General features: G+C 63.7%; 22 protein-coding genes. 12 read left to right on the forward strand and 10 right to left on the reverse strand.

Features of this window, described 5'->3' with window-relative positions; translation table 11 throughout:
- Nucleotides 1-5: 5 nt before the first annotated feature.
- The gene (locus tag CKO42_RS12530; protein WP_200244394.1) at nucleotides 6-2,642 is read right to left on the reverse strand and encodes a UPF0182 family protein; all 2,637 of its coding nucleotides are present in this window, start codon (nucleotides 2,640-2,642) and stop codon (nucleotides 6-8) included.
- Nucleotides 2,643-3,123: 481 nt separating this feature from the next.
- Between CKO42_RS12530 and CKO42_RS12535 the strand changes: the two genes are divergently transcribed.
- From CKO42_RS12535 to CKO42_RS12550, 4 genes are all read left to right on the forward strand, one after another.
- Nucleotides 3,124-4,560 (forward strand): NfeD family protein, encoded by a 1,437-nt coding sequence (locus tag CKO42_RS12535; protein ID WP_200244396.1) that lies wholly within the window; start codon nucleotides 3,124-3,126, stop codon nucleotides 4,558-4,560.
- Between the two features lie 75 nt (nucleotides 4,561-4,635).
- Nucleotides 4,636-5,448: a slipin family protein gene (locus CKO42_RS12540; protein ID WP_200244398.1), complete on the forward strand. Its 813-nt coding sequence runs from the start codon at nucleotides 4,636-4,638 to the stop codon at nucleotides 5,446-5,448.
- A 54-nt stretch (nucleotides 5,449-5,502) separates the two neighbouring features.
- On the forward strand, nucleotides 5,503-5,637 hold the full coding sequence (locus CKO42_RS12545) for a DUF3096 domain-containing protein (RefSeq protein ID WP_200244400.1): 135 nt from the start codon (nucleotides 5,503-5,505) through the stop codon (nucleotides 5,635-5,637).
- 183 nt (nucleotides 5,638-5,820) lie between these two features.
- Nucleotides 5,821-6,723, forward strand: a complete 903-nt coding sequence (locus CKO42_RS12550; protein ID WP_200244404.1) for a PRC-barrel domain-containing protein — start codon at nucleotides 5,821-5,823, stop codon at nucleotides 6,721-6,723.
- Nucleotides 6,724-6,833: 110 nt separating this feature from the next.
- On the opposite strand, the gene CKO42_RS12555 is transcribed toward CKO42_RS12550, so the two are convergent.
- Nucleotides 6,834-7,307: a TusE/DsrC/DsvC family sulfur relay protein gene (locus CKO42_RS12555; RefSeq protein ID WP_200244407.1), complete on the reverse strand. Its 474-nt coding sequence runs from the start codon at nucleotides 7,305-7,307 to the stop codon at nucleotides 6,834-6,836.
- A gap of 538 nt (nucleotides 7,308-7,845) precedes the next feature.
- On the opposite strand from CKO42_RS12555, the gene CKO42_RS12560 reads away from it, so the two are divergent.
- From CKO42_RS12560 to CKO42_RS12570, 3 genes are all read left to right on the forward strand, one after another.
- Nucleotides 7,846-8,511: an FAD-binding oxidoreductase gene (locus CKO42_RS12560; RefSeq protein WP_200244408.1), complete on the forward strand. Its 666-nt coding sequence runs from the start codon at nucleotides 7,846-7,848 to the stop codon at nucleotides 8,509-8,511.
- Nucleotides 8,512-8,611: 100 nt separating this feature from the next.
- Nucleotides 8,612-9,886 carry an ATP-grasp domain-containing protein gene (locus CKO42_RS12565; protein WP_200244410.1) on the forward strand — a complete coding sequence of 425 codons (1,275 nt, stop codon included), beginning with the start codon at nucleotides 8,612-8,614 and terminating at the stop codon, nucleotides 9,884-9,886.
- 129 nt (nucleotides 9,887-10,015) lie between these two features.
- The gene (locus CKO42_RS12570; protein ID WP_200244577.1) at nucleotides 10,016-12,064 is read left to right on the forward strand and encodes a CocE/NonD family hydrolase; all 2,049 of its coding nucleotides are present in this window, start codon (nucleotides 10,016-10,018) and stop codon (nucleotides 12,062-12,064) included.
- 49 nt (nucleotides 12,065-12,113) lie between these two features.
- Here the strand turns inward: CKO42_RS12570 and CKO42_RS12575 are convergent, their stop codons facing one another.
- The gene (locus CKO42_RS12575) at nucleotides 12,114-12,701 is read right to left on the reverse strand and encodes a ZIP family metal transporter (RefSeq protein WP_200244413.1); all 588 of its coding nucleotides are present in this window, start codon (nucleotides 12,699-12,701) and stop codon (nucleotides 12,114-12,116) included.
- Nucleotide 12,702: 1 nt separating this feature from the next.
- Complete coding sequence (locus CKO42_RS12580; protein WP_200244419.1) at nucleotides 12,703-13,005, reverse strand: ZIP family metal transporter; 303 nt, start codon at nucleotides 13,003-13,005, stop codon at nucleotides 12,703-12,705.
- A gap of 110 nt (nucleotides 13,006-13,115) precedes the next feature.
- Here CKO42_RS12580 and CKO42_RS12585 point away from each other — a divergent pair, with 110 nt between their 5' ends.
- The 3 genes from CKO42_RS12585 (at nucleotide 13,116) to CKO42_RS12595 (ending at nucleotide 15,935) form a co-directional block, all read left to right on the forward strand.
- Nucleotides 13,116-13,637, forward strand: a complete 522-nt coding sequence (locus CKO42_RS12585) for a type 1 glutamine amidotransferase domain-containing protein (RefSeq protein WP_200244422.1) — start codon at nucleotides 13,116-13,118, stop codon at nucleotides 13,635-13,637.
- A gap of 200 nt (nucleotides 13,638-13,837) precedes the next feature.
- Nucleotides 13,838-15,028 carry a cation:proton antiporter gene (locus CKO42_RS12590; protein WP_200244426.1) on the forward strand — a complete coding sequence of 397 codons (1,191 nt, stop codon included), beginning with the start codon at nucleotides 13,838-13,840 and terminating at the stop codon, nucleotides 15,026-15,028.
- A 136-nt stretch (nucleotides 15,029-15,164) separates the two neighbouring features.
- Nucleotides 15,165-15,935 carry an SDR family NAD(P)-dependent oxidoreductase gene (locus tag CKO42_RS12595; RefSeq protein ID WP_200244428.1) on the forward strand — a complete coding sequence of 257 codons (771 nt, stop codon included), beginning with the start codon at nucleotides 15,165-15,167 and terminating at the stop codon, nucleotides 15,933-15,935.
- Between the two features lie 175 nt (nucleotides 15,936-16,110).
- Here CKO42_RS12595 and CKO42_RS12600 read toward each other — a convergent pair whose 3' ends face one another.
- From CKO42_RS12600 to pdhA, 6 genes are all read right to left on the reverse strand, one after another.
- Nucleotides 16,111-16,479 (reverse strand): HVO_A0114 family putative DNA-binding protein, encoded by a 369-nt coding sequence (locus tag CKO42_RS12600; protein WP_200244429.1) that lies wholly within the window; start codon nucleotides 16,477-16,479, stop codon nucleotides 16,111-16,113.
- Nucleotides 16,461-16,748, reverse strand: a complete 288-nt coding sequence (locus tag CKO42_RS12605; RefSeq protein WP_200244431.1) for a toxin-antitoxin system TumE family protein — start codon at nucleotides 16,746-16,748, stop codon at nucleotides 16,461-16,463. Before CKO42_RS12605 ends, CKO42_RS12600 begins: the two co-directional genes overlap by 19 nt.
- Before the next feature lie 187 nt (nucleotides 16,749-16,935).
- The gene (gene lpdA, locus CKO42_RS12610) at nucleotides 16,936-18,357 is read right to left on the reverse strand and encodes a dihydrolipoyl dehydrogenase (RefSeq protein ID WP_200244433.1); all 1,422 of its coding nucleotides are present in this window, start codon (nucleotides 18,355-18,357) and stop codon (nucleotides 16,936-16,938) included.
- Nucleotides 18,358-18,483: 126 nt separating this feature from the next.
- The gene (locus CKO42_RS12615) at nucleotides 18,484-20,139 is read right to left on the reverse strand and encodes a 2-oxo acid dehydrogenase subunit E2 (protein WP_200244435.1); all 1,656 of its coding nucleotides are present in this window, start codon (nucleotides 20,137-20,139) and stop codon (nucleotides 18,484-18,486) included.
- A gap of 24 nt (nucleotides 20,140-20,163) precedes the next feature.
- Nucleotides 20,164-21,141 (reverse strand): alpha-ketoacid dehydrogenase subunit beta, encoded by a 978-nt coding sequence (locus CKO42_RS12620; protein WP_200244437.1) that lies wholly within the window; start codon nucleotides 21,139-21,141, stop codon nucleotides 20,164-20,166.
- Nucleotides 21,077-22,240, reverse strand: a complete 1,164-nt coding sequence (gene pdhA, locus CKO42_RS12625) for a pyruvate dehydrogenase (acetyl-transferring) E1 component subunit alpha (RefSeq protein ID WP_200244439.1) — start codon at nucleotides 22,238-22,240, stop codon at nucleotides 21,077-21,079. Before pdhA ends, CKO42_RS12620 begins: the two co-directional genes overlap by 65 nt.
- A gap of 416 nt (nucleotides 22,241-22,656) precedes the next feature.
- Between pdhA and CKO42_RS12630 the strand changes: the two genes are divergently transcribed.
- The gene (locus CKO42_RS12630) at nucleotides 22,657-23,148 is read left to right on the forward strand and encodes a hypothetical protein (RefSeq protein ID WP_200244441.1); all 492 of its coding nucleotides are present in this window, start codon (nucleotides 22,657-22,659) and stop codon (nucleotides 23,146-23,148) included.
- Nucleotides 23,149-23,244: 96 nt separating this feature from the next.
- Nucleotides 23,245-23,874 (forward strand): HPF/RaiA family ribosome-associated protein, encoded by a 630-nt coding sequence (locus CKO42_RS12635; RefSeq protein WP_200244443.1) that lies wholly within the window; start codon nucleotides 23,245-23,247, stop codon nucleotides 23,872-23,874.
- The last annotated feature ends 3 nt before the right edge of the window (nucleotides 23,875-23,877 follow it).

The raw sequence follows: 23,877 nt of genomic DNA on the forward strand, positions 1-23,877 counted from the left end.
TCAAATCAGGAAGCCGCTGCGCCCTGAGGCGCTTGCGTGACCTCCGGCGGCTCATCGCGCGGCGGCACCTTTTGCACGGGCTCTTGCTCCCGCGTCTCTTTGATCAGCTTATGCAGCGCTCGGAATCCCTCTTCAAGCGAGGAGGCCATGACCACCAGCGGCCCTTGGCTGACGATGATCTGAGCGAGCTGGGGCAGCGGTGACGCCGAGGCGGTTCGCAGGAAGATGCCTTGAATGTAGGTCACCACACCCTCGACCGGCACCACGATCAGACGTCCATGCATGACATGCAACCCTTTCTCACTCCAAAGGCTCAGCTCTTGGGAGATCTCTGGGTCCTGCTTGATGAAGGCATTTACCTGCTCGGGCCCATAGACCAAGGCGCCCTTCGGGAAGCGGTAGACGATGATCCGGCCATAACTCTCGCCATCGTTCCCAGCAACGGCCAGCGCCCGCATATTCGGCTGACCGAGCGGCGTCATCGGCGCGAACAGGCTGTACTCGAAGCGATCGGGGTCAATCAGATTGAGGGTGAGGTAATGCGAGCGCATCCGCTCGAGGTCCTCGCGCCACTGATCGGGTGGCCGCTCCCAGGCATCCTCCTGGTTGTAGAAGGTCTCCGGATCGGTCTGGTGGTAGCGCGTGTAGAGGTCCATTTGCACGTCGAACAGGCTCTTTGGATAGCGCAGATGCTGTTTGAGTGCCGGCGGCATCGCGTCCAACGGCTTGAAGAGCCCAGGATAGAGGCGCGCCTGCGCGGCGGCAATCGGGTCAGACGGATCAGCCAGATAGTAGTCGACGCTGCCATTGTAGGCATCCACCACCACCTTGATCGAATTGCGGATGTAATTGAACGGGCGCTCAAAGTGCTGGACATCGCCATCATAGGCCTTGGCGTAGGGATACCACTTGGAGGCGGTCATGGCATCCTGAATCCAGTAGAGCCGACCATTGGCAAGCGCAAGATAAGGCTCCGGACCGAGCATCAGATCCGGCGTCAGGGTCTTGATGCGCTCGCGGATATCACGCCGGAACAACAGCCGGCTCGCGTCGGTCATCTGCGTGGTGTACAAGATATTACGCTCGCCAAAGTACAGCGAGAAGACCAGCCTGCGAAACAGGCTGCTGACCGGCACACCACCGCTGCCCGCATAGTCGGCGAGCTTGGTCTCGCCGGATGCGGCGTAATCGAGTTCATGGGTCGCATTCGGAGCCATCACCGGATGCAAATCGGTCGGTCCATAGTAGATCGCCGGCTGGTCGACAGACAGCCCCGCAACCGACTCCGGCGGAATGCCCTGGATCAGCCACTCGATCGGCTCATCCGCCGGCTGTGCCGCCGGGGTCATCACCACGCCATAGCCGTGCGTGTACCGAAGCCAGAGGTTGACCCAGGTCTGACGTGCCTCGCCGAGCTTTTCGAGATCAATATGGCGGGCGGCGAGAAACACCTGGCGATAGGTCTCTTCGACCTCATAGCGGCCAACGCTGACCCTGTCGAACGCATAATAGGGCTGAATCTCCTGCAGCTCGCGATAGACGGGCAATAGCTTGTCGTCATCCCAGATCGGGATGTTGCGCAGGCTGAGGCTGATCTCGGGTGTGATCTTCTCCCACCCCTCCTCGTGGATAGGATAGGTGCGCGTCTCCACCGCTTGTAATCCATAGGCGGCCAAGGTTGCCTGGATATTGTGCTCGATGAAGGGTGTCTCGCGCGTCATCTCGGCCGGCTCAACCACAAACTCACCCACCCGCTCCTTGAGATAAGGCGTATGACGCAATCCGATCACGGCGAGTAACAGCAGCGATGTGCCCGCGAAGAGCCGCTTGCCTTTGCCGGTATTGAGCACCATCAGCAGCAGTGCACCAGCGATGAGCCCCAGCAGTGCTGCGCCACCGATGAGCGGCAAGGTCACCGTCATCTCCTCGTAGCCCGGCCCATAGAACAACGGCAGATGGGCGTCGGTGTAGAGCAGCATGTAGGCATCGCCTAGGAAATAGACGCTCCCCATCAGGATCAGGAGCAACAGGATCAGGCTCAGATGTAACCGAGCCCCGCGCCGCCATCCTCCTCGCGCTCTGGGCATCACCCGGTGCTCGAGCCCGTACAGGAGGCCGAGCCCAAGCAGCACGACCCCGAGCGCAAGCATGACCTCAGTGTAGAGCAGCCTGAAAAAGGGGAGCGAAAAGAGATAGAACCGGATGTCATGACCGAAGACCGGATCTTGGATGCCAGCCTCGGGGGCCAGCAGGAACAGTAAGGCCTCTTCCCAATAGAAGAACAGTGGTAGCGCAACGATCACCGCCAGGGTGAGCGTCAGCGGCAGGTAAAAGACCAGCGAGCGCGTCTGGAAGCGACGATAAAGTCGGGGAGAGGGATGGTTGCGGTTGGCTTCGGATGCCGTCTCGCTCGGACGCGGCGCGCCTAGGTATTTGCTGCCAATCCAGAAATTGGCAAAGAACAGCGCGAAGAAGAGCCCCACGCCACCGGCGAAGACCAGATAGCGATACAGCAGACGCTGCCAAAAATAGAACGCATAACCCAGTGACTCGAACCACCAGAACTCGATCAGGAAATTCCTGAGCGCCAAACCCAGCAGCGTCAAGCCAAGCCCGACAGCCAGCACTAAGCCGATTAGCAAAAGAGAATAGGTTTTCCAGGAGCGCATAATGATCGGTTGTCCGAACATCGGCAGCTGCTTAAGAAGCGGTCTCGCCGCCGTTCTCTTCTAGGATCACGATCGAATCGGCTGCGAACATGGATTTCTCTCCTCATTCAGGAATAAAGACACAACCCATGTCAAAGCAGTCATCGTGCCAAGCCATCATGCCAAGCCATCATGCCAATCTAGGGTGACGCACCGCGGCGCCAGCCAAAGGCTCCGCGATACCCTCGCAGACAGCCGAAACGCCGGGAGCGAGGCCGAAGGGGCTTCTGCATCCCGGTTATCGATATGGCCGCGGGTGCATTGAACCAGCGGCGGTCGAAATGCCCCAGCCAGCGAGCACTGGACCCCGACGGCCCATCGACAGCCGTCCGCAGACCGGCACGAAACTCGCCCGGCACGAAACTCGCTTTAGTCGAGGCTACAGCCGAGATCTGTAGTCGAGACAGCATTCCGAATGACATTACCTTCAATCTTGGGAACGTCGATTCGCTCGCTCATCGCCATTCTGATGTTGGCGCTGATGATCGCGACCGGATCTCTGATGCCCGCCATGCCCGAGGCGGCCGAGGCGCGCGAAGCACTGGTCATCCCGATCGACGGCGCCATTGGTGCCGCCACTGGCGAGCTGGTGGTCACTGGCCTTGAGCAGGCCGCGCAGACCGACGCTGAGATCGTCGTCCTGCGCATGGACACCCCGGGCGGTCTGGATCAGGCGATGCGCCGCATCATCAAGGCGATCCTCGCCTCGCCCGTGCCGGTGGCCAGCTTAGTCGCTCCGCCCGGCGCCCGAGCGGCCAGCGCCGGCACCTATATCCTCTACGCCAGCCAGATCGCCGCCATGGCGCCGGCCACCAACCTGGGCGCCGCAACCCCGATTCAGGTCGGCGGAGGCGATATGCCCGGGCTTGGCGAGCGTTTCCCGACCCGCGAAGACCTTAGCGACCGTAGCGACAGCAGTGCCGCCAACGCCAAGGAGCGCAAGCTAGTCAACGACGCCGTCGCCTACATCCGCGGTCTGGCCGAGCTGCGCGGGCGCAATGCCGACTGGGCCGAAGAGGCGGTGCGCGCCTCGGTCAGCCTGACATCCGGCGCCGCCGCCGAGCACGATGTGATCGACCTGGTCGCAGAGGATATCCCGACCCTGCTGGAGCGCATCGACGGACGCCGCGTGCAAACCGCCACCGGCGAGCACGTGCTCGAGACCGCCGGCCTCAAGCTGCGCGAGCTCGAGCCCGACTGGCGCATCGAGCTGCTGTCTGTGATCGCCAACCCGAACGTCGCCTACATCCTGCTGCTGATCGGCATCTACGGGATCATCTTCGAGCTCTCGAATCCGGGCGCCCTGTTTCCGGGCATCATCGGTGCGATCAGCCTGCTGCTCGCGCTCTATGCGCTGCAGGTGCTGCCGGTCAATTACGCCGGCGTTGGCCTGATCCTGCTTGGCGTGCTGCTGATGATCGGCGAGGCCCTAGCGCCGAGCTTCGGGGCACTCGGCATCGGCGGGTTCGCCGCCTTCCTGTTCGGCTCGGTGATCCTGATGGATGACGAAGGGGCCGCCGTCTCCTGGCCGGTGATCGGCATCACCGCTGGCTTGAGCGCCGCCCTGTCGATCTGGGTCATCGGTCGCTTCATTGGCCTGCGCGGCAAGCCATCGACGGTCGGTGCCGAGCACTTGGTCGGAAAGACGGGCGAGGCACGCGCGGACTTCGGCGGGGCGTCGAACAACACTGGCCAAGTCCATCTCGAGGGCGAGCTCTGGCAGGCCAGCAGCCAGTCACCGGTTCGACGCGGCGAGGCGGTGCGCGTGCTCGCCGTCAACGGCCTCAAGCTCGAGGTGGCGCCCGCCTCCTCGGCGCGCGAACAGTCATCACCTCATCGCTCATCGACCTAATCACTCTTCAACTCAATCACTTACCTGTCCACTCGACACTCGACACTCGACACTCGACACTCGACGGAGTCACCCATGGCCTATAGCGCATTCCTGACCTACCTCCTCCCCCTGGGCCTGATCATCCTGTTCCTGGGCTCGGCAATCCGCATCCTGCCCGAGTATCAGCGTGGCGTCGTCTTCTTCCTGGGCCGCTTCCAAGCGGTCAAGGGCCCTGGGCTCATCCTCATCGTTCCCGGTATCCAGAAAGTCGTTCGGATCGACCTGCGGGTGGTCACCATGGATGTCCCGGAACAAGACCTGATCACCAAGGACAACGTCACCGTTCGCGTCAACGCGGTGCTCTATTTCAAGGTGGTCGAGTCCGACAAGGCGGTGATCCAGGTCGAGGATTTCCAAATGGCCACCAGTCAGTTGGCGCAGACGACACTGCGCTCGGTGCTCGGCCAGCACGACCTCGACGAGCTACTCTCGGAGCGCGAGCAGCTCAACCGCGACATCCAGACCATCCTCGACGACCAGACCGACGCCTGGGGCATCAAGGTGGTCAATGTCGAGATCAAGCATGTGGATCTGAACGAGAACATGATCCGCGCCATCGCCCGCCAGGCCGAGGCCGAGCGCAACCGCCGCGCCAAGGTGATCAATGCCGAGGGCGAGCTGCAGGCCTCGGAGCGCCTGCGCGGCGCGGCGGAGGTCATCTCCACGCAGCCGCAGGCGTTGCAGCTGCGTTACCTGCAGACCCTCGCCGACATGTCCAGCGACCGCGCCACCACCGTCGTCTTCCCGCTGCCGATGGAGTGGCTCAGTGCCCTCGCCGGTGCTCCCGGTACGAAGCATGCATCACCGCAAGAAGCCGATCCCGAGGCCTCGGAACGCCCGGCGTGAGATTCCCATCCCGGCGGTCGTCGCCGCCCCTCATTTGCCAAAGGAGAGACGTCCATGTTGCACCCAATGATCCAACCCATCGTCGCGCTGATCGCCGGAATCCTGATCCTGGTCCGGCCTTCACTGCTCAACTATGTGGTCGCAATCTACCTGATCGTCGTTGGCCTTCTTGGCCTGCTCCAGCTCTGAGCGCAAGCGAATCGCGATCACATCAGACGACAGCGTCAATGGTCGAGACATTGGCCTGACGATTGCTCAAACCATGTCGAGCCGATGCGCTTTGTTGCCGTTCCAGCTGCACTGCGCTGCTACCGAGGAATAGCTACATCGCATCGCCAATCCCAACTCTCTCAAAGGAGGCCATTCCCAATGATGCCGACACAGACAAACAAGCCCCTGACAGCCGTTTCCGCTTCTTATTCTTCTCGCCACCATACCGCCACAGCCTTCTCGGCCGTTGCGCTCATGGCATCGCTGCTCTACCTAGCCGGAATAACCACCGCTGTCGAAGCCACCGAGCAAGACGGTCGTAGTGACCAGAAGCAGGCGCAACAAGATCTGAAGACCGGCTTGGCTCACAACCTGCCGCCGGTCTACAAGATCAGCAATTGGCTCGGCAAGCCGGTCAATAATGAAGCCGGTGAGCAGATTGGCACCATTCGCGACATGATCATGGATGACTATGGGCGTTTCCGCTATGTGATCATGGAGAGTGAGCAGGTTGCCGACGAGTACAAGGACGACCGGATCGCGGTGCCGATGAACCACTTCCAGTACCCGGACGAAGACGACGAGCGCTATATGGTGCTGGATGCCACCCCGGCAAAGGTCAGTGAAGCTCCGAGCTTTGAGGCTGGCACTTATCCGAACCTGCCCCTGCGGCGCTGGGAGAGCGTCGTCGTCGCCTATTGGCTGCCGGAAGACGCAAAGGACGCAAACCCGCCGAAGGATCGCGATGATGTGAAGGCGAAGACACCCGAGAGCGTGCAGCAGTCGTCTGGGAACAACGACGGCGGCGGCTCAGAGCAGACATCGCTCCCCTTTGATGAGAACCGCGACATGGTGTACCTGCCGGACGCTAAGGAGCAGCTATTCGATAAGCTCGACGCCAACGATGACGCAGCGATCACCAAGGAAGAAGCGCAAGCCCACCCGCCGCTCGCCAAGGAGTTCGAACGCATCGACAGCTACGACAACGGCCGTATCACCCGCTCAGAATTTGCCCTCTTCGAGCTCGAAGCGAGCGGCTCGAAGCAGGCTGGGAAGAGCAACTGATGCACCTGATGCCTGTTGCATCAACGACCCGTCACTAATGTGGCAATGAGGCCCGCCGGCTAGCAGCCGGCGAGCCGTCTAACCAGCCTCTCGATCAACTAGAGGCTGCTTCAACGCGGCACCTGAGTCGTTCCCTGCCCTTCGGGTGCCTCCTGATTCTCCATATAGGTGCGGGCCTCCTCGCCGGGATTCGGCAGACCAGCGAGCCGCCAGACGTCGATCGGGCCACCAAAGAGCCTCAGGATGCACTCAGGGTCCAGCTCGAACTCGTGACAGAGCGTCGGCTGCACCGGCAGCATGCCGCTGTCGAGGTAATCCGAGCGCACCTGATCGATGACGCGCCAGTGCGTCTCGCTCAGCTCACCGATGTCCATCTCAGCAGCGAGTCTCAGCGCCAGATCGCGGGTCCACAGATCGGGGTCCTTGAAGAATCCATACTCGTCGAGCACGTCTGCATGGAGACGTCCGTCTAGTCCTTCATCTAAACGCTCATCTAGACGCTCGTCTAGACGCTCGTCTAGACGCTGATCGTCGCGCACCAGAGCGTCCAGGCGTGGTTGTTGGCTGGAGTTCTGATTGGCCATCGCATACCTCCTAACTCATCGCAATGCATCGCCGCACCGCAGCAAGTCTCGGACAAGCGCCGGTGCGGGCTCTTGATCAATTGAAGCAAGCCCTGCACCAGTGCGGAAGGCAAGTCTGGTCTGGGTCGAGGTCTATGCGCCTGCCCTTATGCGCCTGGCGGAACCTTCCAGGCTGGCTCTGTGGAAGGGGCTTCGAGGCTGCGACGAGCATCCGAGCTTGCACGCCAAGCTGGTGGATTGCCACCAAGAGGGGGTCAGGTGCACCGCAGGACCCTGTCGCCGCACCGAGCCGCCGGCCCCGCAAGCACGACAAACCTTCATGCCAGCTTTGTGGCATCAGGTTTGCTCGCTTTCATTCAACCGCGAGATGCGTGGCCTGCGGCTTTTCTGTCCGGTCGGCGCCGCCGGTCGCGTCATCGCGGTTCTCCCGATGATCGACCACTCATCTGATCTACCGCTCATCTGATCGACCACTCATCTGATCTACCGCTCATCTGATCTACCGCTCACCTCTTAGTCTCTGTCGAAGGAGCTGCCGATGTCCCATGACGCAACCCTATTGATGACCGAGTTTGTCACCCACGACGTCCAGCGTCTGCTGCTGACGCGACCGGAGGGGCTCGACTGGCAGCCAGGACAAGGTGTCGAGGTTCATATCGACAATGATGAATGGCGCGAAGAGGGCCGCCCCTTCACGCCAACCTCGCTGCCCAATGATCAGCTCTTGGAATTCACCACCAAACGCTATCCCGAGGGCGACGGCATGACCATGTCCCTGCACGCCCTGAAGCCAGGCGCCCAGCTCAAGCTCAGCGACGCCTTCGGGAGCATCAACTACCAGGGTCCGGGCACCTTCATCGCCGCCGGCACCGGCCTGACACCCTTCCTTGGGATCTTGCGCCAACTCGCGGCCGATGATGCCTTAGACGGCCACAAGCTGTTGCTGACCAACAAAACCGAGCACGATGTGATCTGCGAGAAGGAGCTCAAGCATTACCTAGGTGATGACTGCGTGCTGACCTTCACCCGCGAGCACGAGCCTGGACATCAGGGCCAGCGCATCGACGTCGACTTCTTGAAGTCCCATCTCGCGACCTTCGATGGGATGTTCTATGTCTGCGGACCCGATGCGTTTGTCGAAGCGATCAACGATCAGCTGCAAAGCCTGGGCGTGCAGCGGGAGCAGCTCGTCTACGAGCAATAGCAGGATTGACAGACGACCATGGCCGACCTCTTGGCTGCCGCTTCGACGCCGCTGTGAGGCCGCTTCGGATCACAAGAACCGCGATTGGGAGAGGATCACAATGGAGCGCAACCTGTTCGTGCTCGGCATCGACGACTTCAATCTGCGCCAGCTCCGCGCCATTCGCAATGCCGACAATTATCGCTTCCACCCGCTGATGACCGTCGACGAGGTCAAGGCGCACGGGACCTTCCCGTTCCAATCCGTCCTTGACCAGGCCCGAGACCAGCTCGCACGCTTCGACGGGCGGATCGATGCCATCATTGGCTACTGGGATTTCCCGGTCACATCGGCTGTGGCCGTACTCTGCCGCGAATTCGGCCTGCCCTCACCCACGGTCGAGAGCGTCGCCTGCTGCGAGCACAAATATTGGGGCCGGCTCGAGCAGCAGAGGCTGGTCCCAGAGATGGTGCCCCGCTTCACCGCGGTCGACCCCTTTGACGCCAAGGCGGCGGATCAGCTCGACCTCGACTTCCCGTTCTGGCTCAAGCCCATTAAGAGCACCAATTCGCTGCTCAGCTTCCACGTCCATGATCGGCGCGAGCTGGAGGATGCGCTCAGTCAGATCCGCGAGGGCATCGGCCCTATCGCCGAGGCCTTCGATGCCTTCTTGTCTCAGGTCAGCCTGCCGAGCGCGATCGCACCGATCAGTGGGCGTTATTGCATCGCCGAAGCGCCCCTCAAGGGCCGCCAGTGCACCGTCTCCGGCTATGTCTATCGCGGCAAGGCGAACATCTATGGCGTGGTCGATTCGATCAACTACCCGAACGGGATGTCCTTCCAGCGTTATCAGTACCCGTCGCGGCTACCCAACCGGGTGAAGACTCGGATGCGCGAGGCATCGGTCAGGGTGATGGAAGGCATCGGCTATGACCAGGCGGCCTTCAACATCGAGTACTTCTACGACGAGGGCACCGATGCGCTCTCACTGCTGGAGGTCAATCCGCGTTTCTCGCAGTCACACGGATACCTGTACAGGCAGGTCGACGGGCGGCCCAATCATCAGGTCGGCGTCGAGCTCGCGCTCGGCGAGGAGCCCTGCGTGCTGCGTCGCCAAGGGCCGTTCGGCTGCGCGGCGAAGTTTCATCTGCGCGCGTTCGAGGATGCCCTTGTCGAGCAGGTTCCGAGCGAGGCAGCACTGCGTCAGATCGAACAGGACTATCCGGGGAGCTGCATTGAGCTCCTGATCAAGCCAGGCATGCGTCTCTCAGAGCTGTTCGAGCAGGACAGCTATAGCTACGAGCTCGCTCATATCTTCATCGCGGCCCATGATCAGCACGAACTGCTTGGACAATACGAGCAGATCGTCGACGCCATGCCGCTCAAGCTCAGCTGATAGCCAAAGCTTAGCCGATAGAGTTCAGCCAATAGAAGCCAGCAGCCTGTTCACGGCGAGGAGGTTCCATTGCGAACGGTCACGGAGTTCCCCAACCCGATCATCGATCGCGAGCCTATCTGGATCGAGATGGCGGACGGTGTGCGTCTGTCCGCCCGCATTTGGATGCCCGAGGATGCCGATCAACTCCCGGTGCCCGCGATCTTGGAGTACATCCCCTACCGCAAGCGCGATTCGATCCGGCTGCGCGACGAGACCCTGCACCCCTACTTCGCCGGACACGGCTACGCCGCGGTGCGTGTCGACCTGCGCGGCAGCGGCGACTCCGAGGGCTTGCTCCAAGACGAGTATCTGCAGCAGGAGCTCGACGACGGCCTCGAGGTGATCCGCTGGATTGCGGAACAGCGCTGGAGCGACGGCAAGGTCGGGATGATCGGCATCTCCTGGGGCGGCTTCAATGGGCTGCAGCTCGCCGCGTTGCGGCCGCCGGCACTGAAGACGGTGATCAGCGTGGCCTCGAGCGACGACCGCTATGCCGACGACGTCCATCACATGGGCGGCTGCCTGCTCGGCGACAATCTGTCCTGGGCCTCGACCATGTTCGCCTACAACGCGCTGCCGCCCGACCCGGCGCTGGTCGGGCCGAGCTGGCTGCAACGCCTGGAGCACAGCGGCCTGTGGCTGGAGCACTGGCTGCGCCATCAGCGTCGCGACGCCTATTGGCGCCACGCGTCGATCTGCGAGGACTACAGCGCGCTTCGCTGCCCGGTCATGCTGGTCAGCGGTTGGGCCGACGGCTACAGCAATGCCGTCTTCCGGATGCTCGCGAAGCTCGAGGTGCCGCGCCTCGGCGTGGTCGGTCCCTGGTCGCACAAGTATCCCCATCTCGGCGTGCCCGGCCCGGCCATCGGCTTCCTGCAGGAGGCCCTGCGCTGGTGGGACCATTGGCTCAAGGGCCTCGATACCGGTGTGATGGAGGAGCCGATGCTGCGGGCCTGGCTGCAGGACAGCGTCCCACCCACCACCCGCTACGAGGAGCGCCCGGGGCGCTGGGTCGGAGAACGCAGCTGGCCCTCAGCGCGCATCCAGCCGTTGAGGCTGCAATTGGCCCCGCATCGACTGCTCACCGAGTCCGAGGAGCGCCAGATTGGAGCCAACCTGGAAGGTAACCAGGAATCCAACCCGCAAACCACCCATCGGGAGGCCGAACGGGAGTCTGATCAGAAGGCCGATCCTAAAGCCCATGAGGCCTCGCAATACCTGCACTCACCGCTCGGGCTCGGACTCTTCGCCGGCAAATGGTGCTCCTATGCGGCATCGCCCGATCTCCCCCACGACCAGCGCCAGGAGGACGGCGGCGCCCTCGTCTACGATTCGGCACCACTCGAAGAGCCGCTCGAGATCCTGGGGAGTCCGAGCCTCCTGCTTGAGCTGTCGGCGGAATGCCCGGTCGCCATGGTGGCGGTGCGCCTCTCCGACATCGCCCCCGACAACAAGGCAACCCGCGTCACCTTCGGCCTGCTCAACCTGACCCACCGCGATTCCAGCGATGCGCCGACACCGCTGGAGCCGTGCAAACGGTATCGCGTCCAGGTAGCGCTCAACGATGTCGGCTATGCGTTCCCGCCCGGTCACCGCGTGCGCATCGCGCTCTCGACCTCCTATTGGCCGATGGCCTGGCCGGCCCCAGAATCGGTCGGTCTGACAGTCTACCCGGGCAGCAGCAGACTCACCCTTCCGGCCCGGCCACCAGCCAGCCATGACGCGGAAATCGGTCACTTCGGTCCCGCCGAGGGTACGGCGCCATCGGCCAGTCAAATGCTGAGCCCCGGCCAACACAGCTGGCGGGTGATCCGCGACCTGGAGACCGATGTCTCGACACTGGAGGTCGTCAACGACAACGGCTGTCGCCATCTCTCGGGGCCAGATCTGACCGAAACGAAAAAGGCACTCGAGTGGTACAGCTCTCGTGGCGACGAGTACGATTCGCCCCGCGGAGAGGCCCTCTGGGAGCGCTCGCTGACGCGAGGCGACTGGAGTATCCACACGCGCACGCGCACCCTGCTCACATCAGACAGCCGATTCTTCTACCTGAGCGCCGAACTCGATGCCTGGGAGGACGGCAAGCGGATCTATTCGCGCAACTGGGATCATCGCATCGAGCGCGACCTCCTTTAGGCGATTGGCGACGGATCAGGATCAACCTGGGATCAGGATCAGCCGGGGCTCAGAGCAGCAGCAGGCTGAGCGCCATCACCACCATGCCAGCGACCAGCGCATACACCGTTGGATGGTGCTCACCATAGGTCTCGGCCGATGGCAGCAGCACGTCGAAGGAGATGAAGATCATGATCCCGGCGACGGCCGCCAGTGAGAGACCGAGCAGGGCCTGGGACCAAAAGCCCGACAACAACAGCAGGCCGAGCAACGCGCCGATCGGCTCCGAGAGCCCCGACAGCGCGGACCAGCCGAACGCCTGCCAGCGACTGTCGGTCGCGTAGTAGACCGGCACCGAGACCGCGATCCCTTCAGGGATATTGTGGATACCCACCGCAAGCGCGACCGGTATCCCGAGATGGATATCCTGCATCGAGGTCAGCAAGGTCGCCAACCCTTCAGGCAGGTTGTGCAGCGTGATGACCGCTGCGGTGAGCAGACCGACGTTCATCAGCGGCTCGGCGCCAACCGCCTCGTTTCCCTTGCTGTCGGTTTCTGCACTGCCAGAAGCCTCCGCGTTTACCCCACTGCTAGAAGGGCCCTGCGTGCCTGGAGAGTTCCTCGTGCCTGGAGAGTCCAGCGTGTTGGGAGAGCGCATCTCATGCGGGTTGTACGAGCGGAACCGAGCGGTCGATGACGGCAACCAGCAGCATGCCGACGAACAAGGCGACAACGGCTATGGTTTGCGGTGCGCTGCTGATCTCCTCGAGCGCATCCACGCCGGACGGCAGCAGCTCGACGAAGGAGACGTAGATCATCACCCCCGCCGAGAACCCGAGCGCGACCCCGAGGAAGCGGATATTGGCACGAGGGGCAAAGAAGGCGATCACACTGCCAATCGCAGTAGCGAGGCCGGCAAGCAGCGTCAACAGCAATGCCGGTCCGATCGAAGTGGCATCCATAGAGAGTGGCTCCTTGGACTGGACTGATAAGGTCGGAGGGTTTGGCATCATCCGTGCATTTTTCTCGCCAAACTGACCCTTCGCCAAACTGACCTTTCACTGGAGGATGCATGGCAAACGAGCTCAACAACCGGACCATTGGGGTTCTAGTCGAGAATCTCTTCGAAGACCTGGAGCTGTGGTATCCGCTGATTCGGATGCGCGAGGCGGGTGCGCAGACCCGGCTCATCGGCACTGCGAAAACGACCTATCGGGGCAAGCATGGCCTGACCGCTGAAGCCGAAGAGGCTGTCGGCTCAGTCCGCGCGGATGAACTCGATGCGCTGATCATCCCAGGCGGCTATGCCCCCGATCGGATGCGTCGCGACCAGCCGCTGCTTGAGCTGGTACAAGGCGTCGCAGCCTTGGAGCGACCCATCGCCTTCATCTGTCATGCCGGCTGGGTGCCGATCTCGGCGGAGATCGTGCGCGGCCGACGCGTCACCTCGGCACCGTCGATCAAAGACGATCTGCGCAACGCCGGTGCCGAGTGGGAGGACGAAGCGGTGGTCGTCGATGGCCCGCTGATCTCGAGCCGGCATCCTGGCGATCTGCCGATGTTCTGTCAGGCCCTGATCGCACAGCTGAGCTGAGGGGTCCGCATGCCATCGGTTGCCGTGCAAATCACCCAACCGATGGTGGATAGCACCCTAACCCTTTGCAATGACAGCCGCCCAGCCGGGTCGACACTCGCAGCCACAGTGGAGGAACCAATGAACGAGCCTGATCATCCTTTCATGGACGAGCGAGCTGCATCACAGTCTCTGGTACTCGATCAGATGAGCGCACGGACATGACGGATGCTGGTAGTGCCAATGATGCGGCGCCGATCCTGCTCACCATCGGCGGGATCTTCCTGATCGGGTTGTTCGCCGATCTGCTCGGGCGGCGCACGCCGTTGCCGCGGGTCACACTGCTGCTGCTCGCCGGGCTGTTGGTTGGACCCGAGGTGTTGGATCTGCTGCCGGCCTTCACCGAGCAGTGGTTTCCGATCCTGACCAATCTGGCACTGGCGATGATCGGGTTACTGATCGGGCAGACGATCCGCCCCGAGAACTTGCGGCGACTGGGCCGGCGCGTGCTGATCCTGTCGACGAGCAAGGTGATCCTCGCCTCGGCCTGCGTGTTCGGCGGCCTGCTGCTGCTCGGCGTGCAGCTGGAGGCCGCACTGCTGCTGGCCGGCATCGCCCCAGCCACCGCGCCGGCGGCCACCTTCGACGTCGTCCACGAAATCGAGGCCGAAGGCGAATTCACCGACACCCTCCTCGGCATCGTTGCCATCGACGATGGCTGGGGCATCATCCTGTTCAGCCTGCTGCTCAGCATCGCCGAGCGTATCGCCGGCGACAGCGGCTCGCTGGGCGTGCTGCTCTCGGCAAGCTGGGAGCTGTTCGGCGCCTTGGCACTCGGTGCCTTGCTGGCCGCACCAATGGCCTATCTGAGCGGGCGCATCACACGCGGCGAGCCGACCCAGGCCGAGGCGCTCGGGTTCGTGCTGCTGTGCGCCGGACTCGCGCTCTGGGCCGAGGTCTCCTACATCCTCGCCTGTATGACGCTCGGCGCCTTCGTGTCGAGCTTCGCGGCCCATCACAAGCGCCCGTTCCAGGCCATCGAAGGGATCGAGTGGCCCTATCTGATCCTGTTCTTCCTGCTCGCCGGGGCCTCGCTGCATCTCGATGCCCTCACCGCGGTCGGTTTGATCGGTGCCGTCTACATCCTGACACGCGCCGCGGGGCTGTATCTCGGCGCGCAGCTTGGCGGGCGGGTTAGCGGTGCTCCACCGCGCATCTACAACTGGATCGGTCTCGCGGTCCTGCCACAGGCCGGGGTGGCCCTGGGCTTGGCGCTGGTCGCCGCCCAGGCCTTCCCGTCGCTCGAGAACCTCATCCTGCCCACCGTGCTCGGCACCACCGTGGTCTTCGAGCTGATCGGCCCCATCGCGGCCCGCTTCGCGCTGCGTCGGGCCGGTGAGGCACATGCCTGAGCGCGCACGGCGATCGAGGCACGGCGATCGAAATAGCGACAGCGAACAGCGAAGCAACCGAGTGGCACGCAAGATGCTGCGCTTCCAATAAGCGCAACCGATGCAGACCCAAATCACTGACCACAGGAGCAACAGCATGCAGCGCATCAGCGGAAAAACGGCGATCGTCACCGGCGGCAGCCACGGCATTGGCCGCGCAACCTGTTCCCGGCTTGCCGCCGAGGGTGCCCGGATCGCGGTGACCGATATCCAAGATGAGGAGGGTGAGGCGCTCGCCAGCGCGATCCGCGACCAAGGCGGCGAGGCCCGCTACTGGCATCTCGACGTCGCCACCGAAGCCTCGGTCGAGCAGGTCTTCGCCGAGATCGACGAGGCGCTGGGAGCGCCCCAGGTGTTGGTCAACAATGCGGGCATCTCCGGCACCGACAAGCCGACCGATCAACTGACCGAGGCCGAGTGGCAGCAGGTACAGGACATCAATGTCAAGGGCGTTTTCCTCTGCACCAAGCACGTCATCCCGTACATGCGCCGTGTCGGCGGCGGCAGCATCGTCAACCTGTCATCGATCTACGGGATCATCGGCGCACCGGACATCCCCTCCTACCATGCCTCCAAAGGCGCGGTCAGACAGATGACCAAGACCGATGCGCTGCTCTACGCCGGCGAGGGCATTCGGGTCAATTCGATCCATCCAGGCTTCATCTGGACACCCCTCGTCGAGGCGCTCGCCAAGGATTCCGGGCAGGATGTCGATGCCTATCGAGAGCAGCTTGACGCGCGACATCCGGTCGGTCATGTCGGCGAGCCGGACGACATCGCCAATGGCGTCCTCTACCTCGCAAGCGACGAGGCCAAGTTTGTCACCGGCAGCGAGCTGGTCATCGATGGCGGCTATACCGCGCGCTGAGCACAGGGGCCTCTACTCCATGCTGGCACCGGTCGCAAAGGAGGAGCCGTGGGAGATCGAAGTCGATGCGATCAACTTGGCGCGCAAGGTGGGCGGGAGCGATCGGCTAGCGACGATTCGTTCGACGGTTGGGGGATGAGGGATGAGGGATGAGGGATGAGGGTACGTTTCCGCCTCAGGCCGCCTGGCGCGGCTTTGCGCTCAGGCGCAAATCAACGTGGATATTGGCATAAGGGCAGAGCACCCCACCGCGCTCAGTGCGCTCTATCAATCCCAGTTGCGCGAGCGCCGTCACATCCTCATGCACCCGCTTTACGTCACGCCCAAGGCGACGGGCGAGCTCGCGAACGGACAACGCCCCGGTGCCCATCAGCGCCTGCACCAAGGACCAGCGCCGTTCCGTCAAACGGCCAAAGAGTATGTCCGCAGACTCGAAATTCAGCGTCTCGCCTTGATAGCTCTCGGCCTGCGCGCGGGTGCCTGCCGCACGCAGAGCCGCACGCCAATCCGGATTGAGCGTGATTCTTAGTGTTCGCTTCTCCATCGTTCGACCTCTGTCATCAGATCCTCGATCAGCTGATCGACACCTGTAAATTGGTACGGCTGTTCCTGTCCCTGGCGGTGGCAATGATCGCCCTTGCCGCGCTCGTTGTCGAAGCCAATCACCCGTTCGCCGTTGACCACAAACACCGCCCGGTATTTATAGCGGTGCATGCAGGGTGGCACCGCTGCTGGTAGACGCCAGACCACCAGCTCAAGGATTCCGCCCTCTGGCGTGATGTCTTTGAAACTCGTGATGAGCGTGGCCTTCATGTTGGCAACAATGCCAACGCAAGCGGCCGTTGTCAATAACGTCAACGAATTGAAAATCACGGCATGACGCGGTCGGGGATCGAGCTTCGCGATAGAGCTCTCCCGGCGGGGTGTTCGATTGCTGGAATCAAGCCATCGTCAGGGGAAGCGGCCCGGCTCCCCAGGCGATAAACCCACTGCGCTCCGTTCAGCGATGGGCGCTGGCCAACCCATGGAGACTGTTCCCGGCGAACAGCTCGGCGGCCTCGCCCAGCGTCTCCGAGAGCGTCGGATGGGGATGGATGGCGAGCGACAGATCCTCAGCGAGTGCGCCCATCTCAATCGCCAGCACAGCCTCGGCGATCAGCCCCTCAGCGCCGCGCCCAACAATGCCAGCACCAAGCAAGCGCCCGCTGTCCGGGTCCATGATGAGCTTGGTCAGTCCGGCCTCGGCGCCCAGGCTCAACGCCCGGCCCGAGCCCTGCCAAGGAAAGCGGGTGACGCTGACCTGGCGTCCTTGCTGCTCGGCCTCGGCCTCGCTCAGGCCGCACCAGGCGATCTGCGGATCGGTATAGATCACCGCCGGGATGGCCCGGGCATCGAAGGCGGCCGGCCGCCCGGCGATCACCTCAGCCGCCACCCTGCCCTCGTGCATGGCCTCATGCGCGAGCTGCTGACCGCCGGCGACATCGCCAATGGCGAAGATCCCTTGCGTGCTGGTGCCGCGTTCGGCATCGACCTTGATGACGCCTTGGTCATCGGTCTCGATGCCGGCCTCATCGAGGCCGAGGTCATCGGTGTTCGGGCGGCGCCCGATCGCCACCAGCACCCGCTCGAACGACTGCTCACGCGAGCCATCAGCGTCCTCGAGCCGGACGCTCACCTGGCCCTCGTGCTCATCGGCCGCCCGCACGCTGGTCTCCAGCGCGATGCGCTCGAAGCGTTGCTCGAGCTGCTTGCGCAGCGGCGCGACCAGCTCCGGATCGGTACCCGGTAGCAAGCGGTCGGTCTGCTCGACCAGACTGACCCGCGCACCCAGCGCGGCGTAGACGCTGCCAAGCTCGAGCCCGACGTAGCCGCCACCGACTACCAGCAGCCGCTCGGGGATATCGGGCAGCGCCAGGGCGCCGGTCGAGTCCATGATCCGCCCCTGCGAACTCGCACTCAGACCCGGCGGCGACAGGGGCTGCGAGCCGGTTGCGATGATCGCCTGCTCGAAATCGATGCTCGAATACTCGGACGCCGAGAGCAGCAGCCGCCGCGGTCCGCCAAAACGCCCGCGGCCCTGGATGCGCTGGATGCCACGCGCCTCGCACAGGCCGGCAAGGCCCTTGGTCAGACGCTCGACGATGCCATCCTTCCAACCACGCAGCCGCTCGAGATCCCACTGTGGCTCGCCGAGCCCCAGCCCCATCGCCTCAGCCTCGGCCGCGATGACAGCGGTCTCGGCGGCCTGCAGCAGGGCCTTGGACGGGATACAGCCACGCTGCAGGCAGACGCCGCCAAGCACCGGCTCATCACTCACCAGGGTCACATCCAGCCCCAGATCAGCGGCCCGGAATGCCGCCGCATACCCGCCTGGCCCGGCGCCGAGCACCAGTACCTGGGTCTCGACTGGTAGATCGCCCATTACCATCTCGATACCTCCATCTCGATACCTACATCGCGCCACCGCGATCGCGACAGCTCGGTCGTGACAGATCAATCACGACCGCTCGATCACAACCGCTCGATCACGACAGGGCGGCTTGCTTGCTCAGGCCGTTAGCAGCAGGCGTTCAGGGTCCTGCAGGGCGGCCATGATTTGGTTGACGAAGCGGGCGGCATCGGCGCCGTCGTTGACGCGATGATCGAACGCCAAGCACAGCGGCAGACGACGCTGCGCACTGAACCTTGGCTTGTCTGGATCACCCTCGGCCACCGGTTGCAGCGAGGCCCGCCCGAGCCCGAGGATGGCGACCTCGGGATGGCGGATGAGCGGCGTGAAGACCGTGCCGCCAATGCCGCCGACATTGGTCAGCGTGAAGCTGCCGCCTTGCAGCTCGTCGCGCTCGGCCTTGGCCTCACGGGCGCGCTCGCTGAGGTTCACCAGCTCGACGGCGAGCTCGATGACACTCTTGCGATCGACATCGCGCAACACCGGCACCAGCAGACCCTGGCCGGTGTCGACGGCGACGCCGATGTTGTAGTAGTGCTTCAGCAGGATGCTGTCGTCATCGACGTCGAGGCTGGCGTTGAAGCGCGGGAAGGTCTTGAGCGCGCCGACCAGGGCCTTGAGCACCAGCACCGTGAGCGTCAGTTTGCCGCCGGCCTCCTCGACCTCGACAAGATGCGCCTGCCGAAACCGCTCCAATGCCGTGATATCGGCGGTGTCCTGATGCATCACATGCGGGATCTGCGCCCAGGAGCGAGCCATCTCGCGCGCCGTGGTACGGCGAATCGAGCGCAGTGCGACTCGCTCGGTCTCGCCCCAGCGCGAGAAATCCGGCAGTGTGTCTCCGCGCTCGCCCGCCTGGGGTTTCGGTTGACGGTCCGACTTGGGTTTTGTCGGGGACTTTTTCGAGGACTTTGCTGGCGGCTCCTCTCGCTTCTCCGCAGAAGGCTCCTCTGCTGGTGCCTCTGCTGGTGGCTGCTCTTGCCTCTTCGCTGATGGCTCCTCGGGCTGTCGTTGCGGCTTGCCTTCGGTCGCGGACTCCGCCTTGCCGGCGGCCTGTGCCCCGCGGCCCTCGGCAGCAGCACGCACATCCTCAGCCAGCACTCGGCCTGCGGGTCCACTGCCGTCGACCGCCCTGAGATCGACCTCGAGCTCACGCGCGAGCCGGCGTGTCGATGGGGCGGCCGGCACGGGTCTGTCGCGGTCAGCCTGGTCCCGCTGCTCGCCGCCGCCCGTGGTGGAACGCTCGGCATCTGCTTGGCGCTGCGCCGCTTCGCCGCTGCGTTGATCGGCCTTGGACGCCTCTGCCTCGCGGGTGCGTTCACCGGCCTTGGACGTCTCTGCCTCGCGGGTGCGTTCATCAGCCCCGCGCTCGCTGGCCTTTGATTCATGTTCATCGGCGCTGGACTCGGCGGAGATCGGCTCCTCGGCATCCTCTTTCGCTGCCGCGGCAACAGCGCTGTCATCCCGGTCATCGCCGTCGCCGCCGTCACCACCATCGTCGCCGTCGTCACCGTCTCCATCACCCGAGACGGTCATCAACAGATCACCCACCCGTACCTGGTCGCCGGTTTCGACCGCGATACGCTCAACGGTGCCGGTATAGGGTGAGGGGATCTCGGTGGTCGCCTTATCGGTCTCGGCGGCGAGCACCGTCTCGCCTTCTTCAATCTGGTCGCCCACGGCGACATTGATCTCGACGATCTCGGCCTCGTGGATGCCTTCGCCCGGGTCCTGCAATCGAAATGCTCTACTCATGTTCTGCCCCTCAAGCCCTGCCCCTCAAGCCTCGAGCACCTGATGTGCGCTGGTGACGATGCGCGCAACATCCGGCAGATAATCGGTCTCGCGCGCGAAGAACGGCACCTGGGTGTCGTAGCCGGTCACCCGCGCGATGGGTGCCTCCAGATACCAAAAGGCCTTCTCGACCAGCCGGGCGATGACCTCGGCACCCGGGCCATAGCTACGGTGCGCCTCGTGGACGATGACCACCCGGCCGGTGCGCCGGGCCGAGTCCGCGAGACGCGTATCGTCGAGCGGCGAGAGGCTCAGCAGATCGATGACCTCGGCCTCGGTACCCTCCTCGGCAAGCTGCTCGGCGGCCTTCAGCGTCGGCTGCAGCATCGCGCCCCAGCTGATGAGCGTCAGATCGTTACCCTCGCGCCGGGTTTGCGACTCGCCGAGCGCCATCGGCTCGTCGTCGTCGGGAACCTCCTCGCGGAAGGCCCGATAGATGCGCTTGGGCTCGAGGAAGACGACCGGATCGGGGTCGCGGATCGCCGCGCGCAGCAGCGCACGGGCGTTGCGCGGCCCCGAGGGCGCGACGACCTTCAACCCCGGCGTGTGGGCGAAGTAGACCTCCTTGCTCTCGGAGTGGTGCTCAAGGGCGCGCACGCCACCGCCATAGGGCATGCGCATCACCAATGATGCGCTGAAGCGCCCGCGCGAGCGCCAGCGCAGCCGCGCCGCATGCCCCTCGAGCTGTTGCATGGCCAGATAGCTGAAGCCGGAGAACTGGATCTCGCAGACCGGACGCAGCCCATGCGCGGCCATCCCGATCGAGACGCCGACGATGGCCGATTCGGCCAGCGGGGTGTCGATCGCGCGTTCGGCGCCAAAGCGATCCAGCAGGCCCTCGGTGACGCGGAACACGCCGCCGTCGACACCGACGTCCTCGCCGAGCACCAGCACCGCATCATCCTCGTCCATCGCCTCGCGCAGGGCCTGGTTGAGCGCCTGCGCCATGGTCAGTTTGGCCATTACTCAGCCCTCCCCCGCCTTCCCCCAGGCGGCTCGCCATCTCCTCGCGTTGCTCGCGCAGCGTCCGAGGGAGCTCGGCATAGTTGTGCGCAAAGATATCGAGCGGCTCGTCGAGCTCCTGCATCGCCTGCTCGGTCTCCTGCCAGGCCTGGTCGATCTCCTCGCTGATCTCGCTCTCCAGTGCCTCGATGCCGTCATCGTCGAGGATGCCGCGCTCCTTGAGGTAGCGTTGGAGGCGGCGCAGTGGCTCGCGCCGCTCCCATTCCTCGACCTCTTCGTCGCTGCGGTAGCGCGATGGATCATCGGCCGTGGTATGCACCGAGAGGCGGTAGGTGACACACTCGATCAGCGTCGGGCCCCTGCCACTGCGGGCCCGCTCGACCGCCTCGCGGGCCGCCGCCAGCACCGCCAGCAGATCGTTGCCGTCGACCTGGATACCGGGCATCCCATAGGCGAGCGCCTTCTGGGCCAAGGTCTTGGAGTGGGTCTGGTCCTCGCGCGGGATCGAGATAGCCCACTGGTTGTTCTGGCAGACGAACAAGGTCGGGGTCTCGAAGACGCTGGCGAAGTTCATCGCCTCGTGGAAGTCGCCCTCGGAGGTCGCCCCATCGCCGAAGAACACCAGCGCGACTGCGTCGGTATCGCGGTAGCGGGCGGCATAGGCCAGCCCAACCGCATGCGGAATCTGCGTCGCGACTGGAATGGCGATCGGCAGGTCGTGGGCATCCTCGGCAATCGCCGCCCCCTCGTTGTAGCCGGCGTTGTAGAGCAGCAACGCCTTCAGCGGCGTACCGCGCCAGATCGATGCCGCAAACTCGCGGAACGACGGCACAAACCAGTCCTGCGCCTGCAACGCCGCCATCACCCCGACCTGTGCCGCCTCCTGACCGGAGACCGGGGCGAAGGTGCCAATCCGCCCCTGGCGCTGCAGGTTCAGCATCCGCTCGTCGAACCGCCGCGCTAGCAGCATAACCCGGTGCATCTGCTCGAGCTGCTCGTCGGAGACGTCCGGCGCCAGCGCTTCATCGAGATGGCCGTCCTCATCGAGGATCGATAGGTATTCGACCTTGCAGCTCAGATCGATCTCTTCTCTCGGCATGCCTAGACCCCCAGCCGTGACTTTCCTCACGTAGAGAGCAGGTTTCGTGCCATCACGACCATGCCCCCGGCGGCTAGCTTCCCGTCGTTGCCGTGACAGCGGCCGCTAACACTCCTCCTAACGGTCATGGCTTGCGGCCACCCTCAGACCATGCAGCGCGCAAGCTTCACATTAAGCTCGGCAAGGCTGGCTCGTTCTGCCCAGTGACGGTGGGTTTCCACCAACGTCGGGCCAGATGCACCATCAGATGCACCATCCGATGGATCACCGGCGCCTTACAGGGCCAAGCGAACAGGCGGACGCATCGGTCCAGCTTTGTGGCACTGGGCTTGCTGCATCGGATGCGCTGATGGGCAGTGACCTCCCCTCACTGCTGGAACTCGACACTGTTGGACCGACCTTGCGATGAGGCCCAGATGACTGAAATGGATCACCGTTTAGAGCGTATTCCGCGCCCACGATGGCAAGAGACCTGCGAGCGTTTTCTGAATCGACATCGTGGCTGGCTCCTGCACATCAGCGAGACGCCCGGTGGCGAAGACGTGGATCTCGAGGCTGGTGTGCCATCCCATGCGCAATCCCGTGCGCAATCCCATGCGCCATCCCATGCGCCATCCAAGAGGTCGCAGTCGAAGCCACAGTCGAGGGAATTGGTGAGCGATGTCGCACTGCACGATTTGGTGTTCACCGAGTCGGACGGAGCGCCGGAGCTGACGTTAGTCGTCGGTGACAGCGGCGGCAGCGAGACCAGCCTGAGCGTCCAGCCGCTGGCGATCATGCTCGAGCGCCAAGGCGATGCCGACGCTGGCATCCGCTTTGAGCAGCGAGACGGCAATCAGATCCGGGCCTTGTTCCGGGTGCCGGCGTCACCGGGAGCGCTCGATGGACTCGCCGCTGGCGAGCGATGAGCGAGCGATGAGCGAGTCATGAACGCGTCATGAACGCGTCATGAACGCACCATGCGTCTGTTCGACCCGACTTGATCGATCCTTAAGGAGGACCCGATGCAGAAACCGCTAGAGCTCAACTACCACGACCTGCCTCGTTCGGAGTGGAGCGAGCAGCTCATCCGCGAGCGCGTCGACCGGCTCGAGCGCTACCACGACGATATCGTCTCCTGCACGGTCATCGTCTCCAAGCCGCATAAGCATCAGCACAGCGGCAACCCTTATCGGGTCAGCATCGAGGTGCATCTGCCGCGCAACCGGCGCTTGGTGGTAAACGAGGAGCCGGCAGTCGTCGAGCAGGAATCCAACCTGCGCACCGTCATCGAGGCCGCTTTCTCGGTCATGGAGCGACGTCTCCAATCGGCCGGCGAGCCGCGCCGGCGCGATGCCCTCAGACCCGCCGACGAGGAGCCACGAGGACTCATCGTGCGGCTCTTTCCGGATGAAGGTTACGGCTTTCTGCGCACGCCCTATGGCGAAGAGCACTATTTCCATCGCAACAGCGTGCTCCACGACAACTTCGGCCGCCTCGCGGTCGGTACCGAGGTGCGCTTCGAGCCGGAGATGGGCGACGCCGGCCCACAGGCGAGCAGCGTTCAGATCGTCAACAAGCCTGGAGCACGCGAGACCGAAGACACCCAGGCTCGGGAAGACGTCCCGGCTGAGTGGCGTAATACCGCCAACTGAGGC

Source organism: Lamprobacter modestohalophilus, assembly GCF_016583905.1.
GTDB classification, from domain to species: Bacteria; Pseudomonadota; Gammaproteobacteria; order Chromatiales; family Chromatiaceae; genus Lamprobacter; species Lamprobacter modestohalophilus.

Excerpts from the sequence above, each read along its gene's own strand:
- CKO42_RS12535 (WP_200244396.1), top strand. The coding sequence starts at position 3,124 with ATGACATTACCTTCAATCTTGGGAACGTCGATTCGCTCGCTCATCGCC.
- CKO42_RS12540 (WP_200244398.1), top strand. The coding sequence starts at position 4,636 with ATGGCCTATAGCGCATTCCTGACCTACCTCCTCCCCCTGGGCCTGATC.
- CKO42_RS12545 (WP_200244400.1), top strand. The coding sequence starts at position 5,503 with ATGTTGCACCCAATGATCCAACCCATCGTCGCGCTGATCGCCGGAATC.
- CKO42_RS12550 (WP_200244404.1), top strand. The coding sequence starts at position 5,821 with ATGCCGACACAGACAAACAAGCCCCTGACAGCCGTTTCCGCTTCTTAT.
- CKO42_RS12555 (WP_200244407.1), bottom strand. The coding sequence starts at position 7,307 with ATGGCCAATCAGAACTCCAGCCAACAACCACGCCTGGACGCTCTGGTG.
- CKO42_RS12560 (WP_200244408.1), top strand. The coding sequence starts at position 7,846 with ATGTCCCATGACGCAACCCTATTGATGACCGAGTTTGTCACCCACGAC.
- CKO42_RS12565 (WP_200244410.1), top strand. The coding sequence starts at position 8,612 with ATGGAGCGCAACCTGTTCGTGCTCGGCATCGACGACTTCAATCTGCGC.
- CKO42_RS12570 (WP_200244577.1), top strand. The coding sequence starts at position 10,016 with ATGGCGGACGGTGTGCGTCTGTCCGCCCGCATTTGGATGCCCGAGGAT.
- CKO42_RS12575 (WP_200244413.1), bottom strand. The coding sequence starts at position 12,701 with ATGCGCTCTCCCAACACGCTGGACTCTCCAGGCACGAGGAACTCTCCA.
- CKO42_RS12580 (WP_200244419.1), bottom strand. The coding sequence starts at position 13,005 with ATGGATGCCACTTCGATCGGACCGGCATTGCTGTTGACGCTGCTTGCC.
- CKO42_RS12585 (WP_200244422.1), top strand. The coding sequence starts at position 13,116 with ATGGCAAACGAGCTCAACAACCGGACCATTGGGGTTCTAGTCGAGAAT.
- CKO42_RS12590 (WP_200244426.1), top strand. The coding sequence starts at position 13,838 with ATGACGGATGCTGGTAGTGCCAATGATGCGGCGCCGATCCTGCTCACC.
- CKO42_RS12595 (WP_200244428.1), top strand. The coding sequence starts at position 15,165 with ATGCAGCGCATCAGCGGAAAAACGGCGATCGTCACCGGCGGCAGCCAC.
- CKO42_RS12600 (WP_200244429.1), bottom strand. The coding sequence starts at position 16,479 with ATGGAGAAGCGAACACTAAGAATCACGCTCAATCCGGATTGGCGTGCG.
- CKO42_RS12605 (WP_200244431.1), bottom strand. The coding sequence starts at position 16,748 with ATGAAGGCCACGCTCATCACGAGTTTCAAAGACATCACGCCAGAGGGC.
- lpdA (WP_200244433.1), bottom strand. The coding sequence starts at position 18,357 with ATGGGCGATCTACCAGTCGAGACCCAGGTACTGGTGCTCGGCGCCGGG.
- CKO42_RS12615 (WP_200244435.1), bottom strand. The coding sequence starts at position 20,139 with ATGAGTAGAGCATTTCGATTGCAGGACCCGGGCGAAGGCATCCACGAG.
- CKO42_RS12620 (WP_200244437.1), bottom strand. The coding sequence starts at position 21,141 with ATGGCCAAACTGACCATGGCGCAGGCGCTCAACCAGGCCCTGCGCGAG.
- pdhA (WP_200244439.1), bottom strand. The coding sequence starts at position 22,240 with ATGCCGAGAGAAGAGATCGATCTGAGCTGCAAGGTCGAATACCTATCG.
- CKO42_RS12630 (WP_200244441.1), top strand. The coding sequence starts at position 22,657 with ATGACTGAAATGGATCACCGTTTAGAGCGTATTCCGCGCCCACGATGG.
- CKO42_RS12635 (WP_200244443.1), top strand. The coding sequence starts at position 23,245 with ATGCAGAAACCGCTAGAGCTCAACTACCACGACCTGCCTCGTTCGGAG.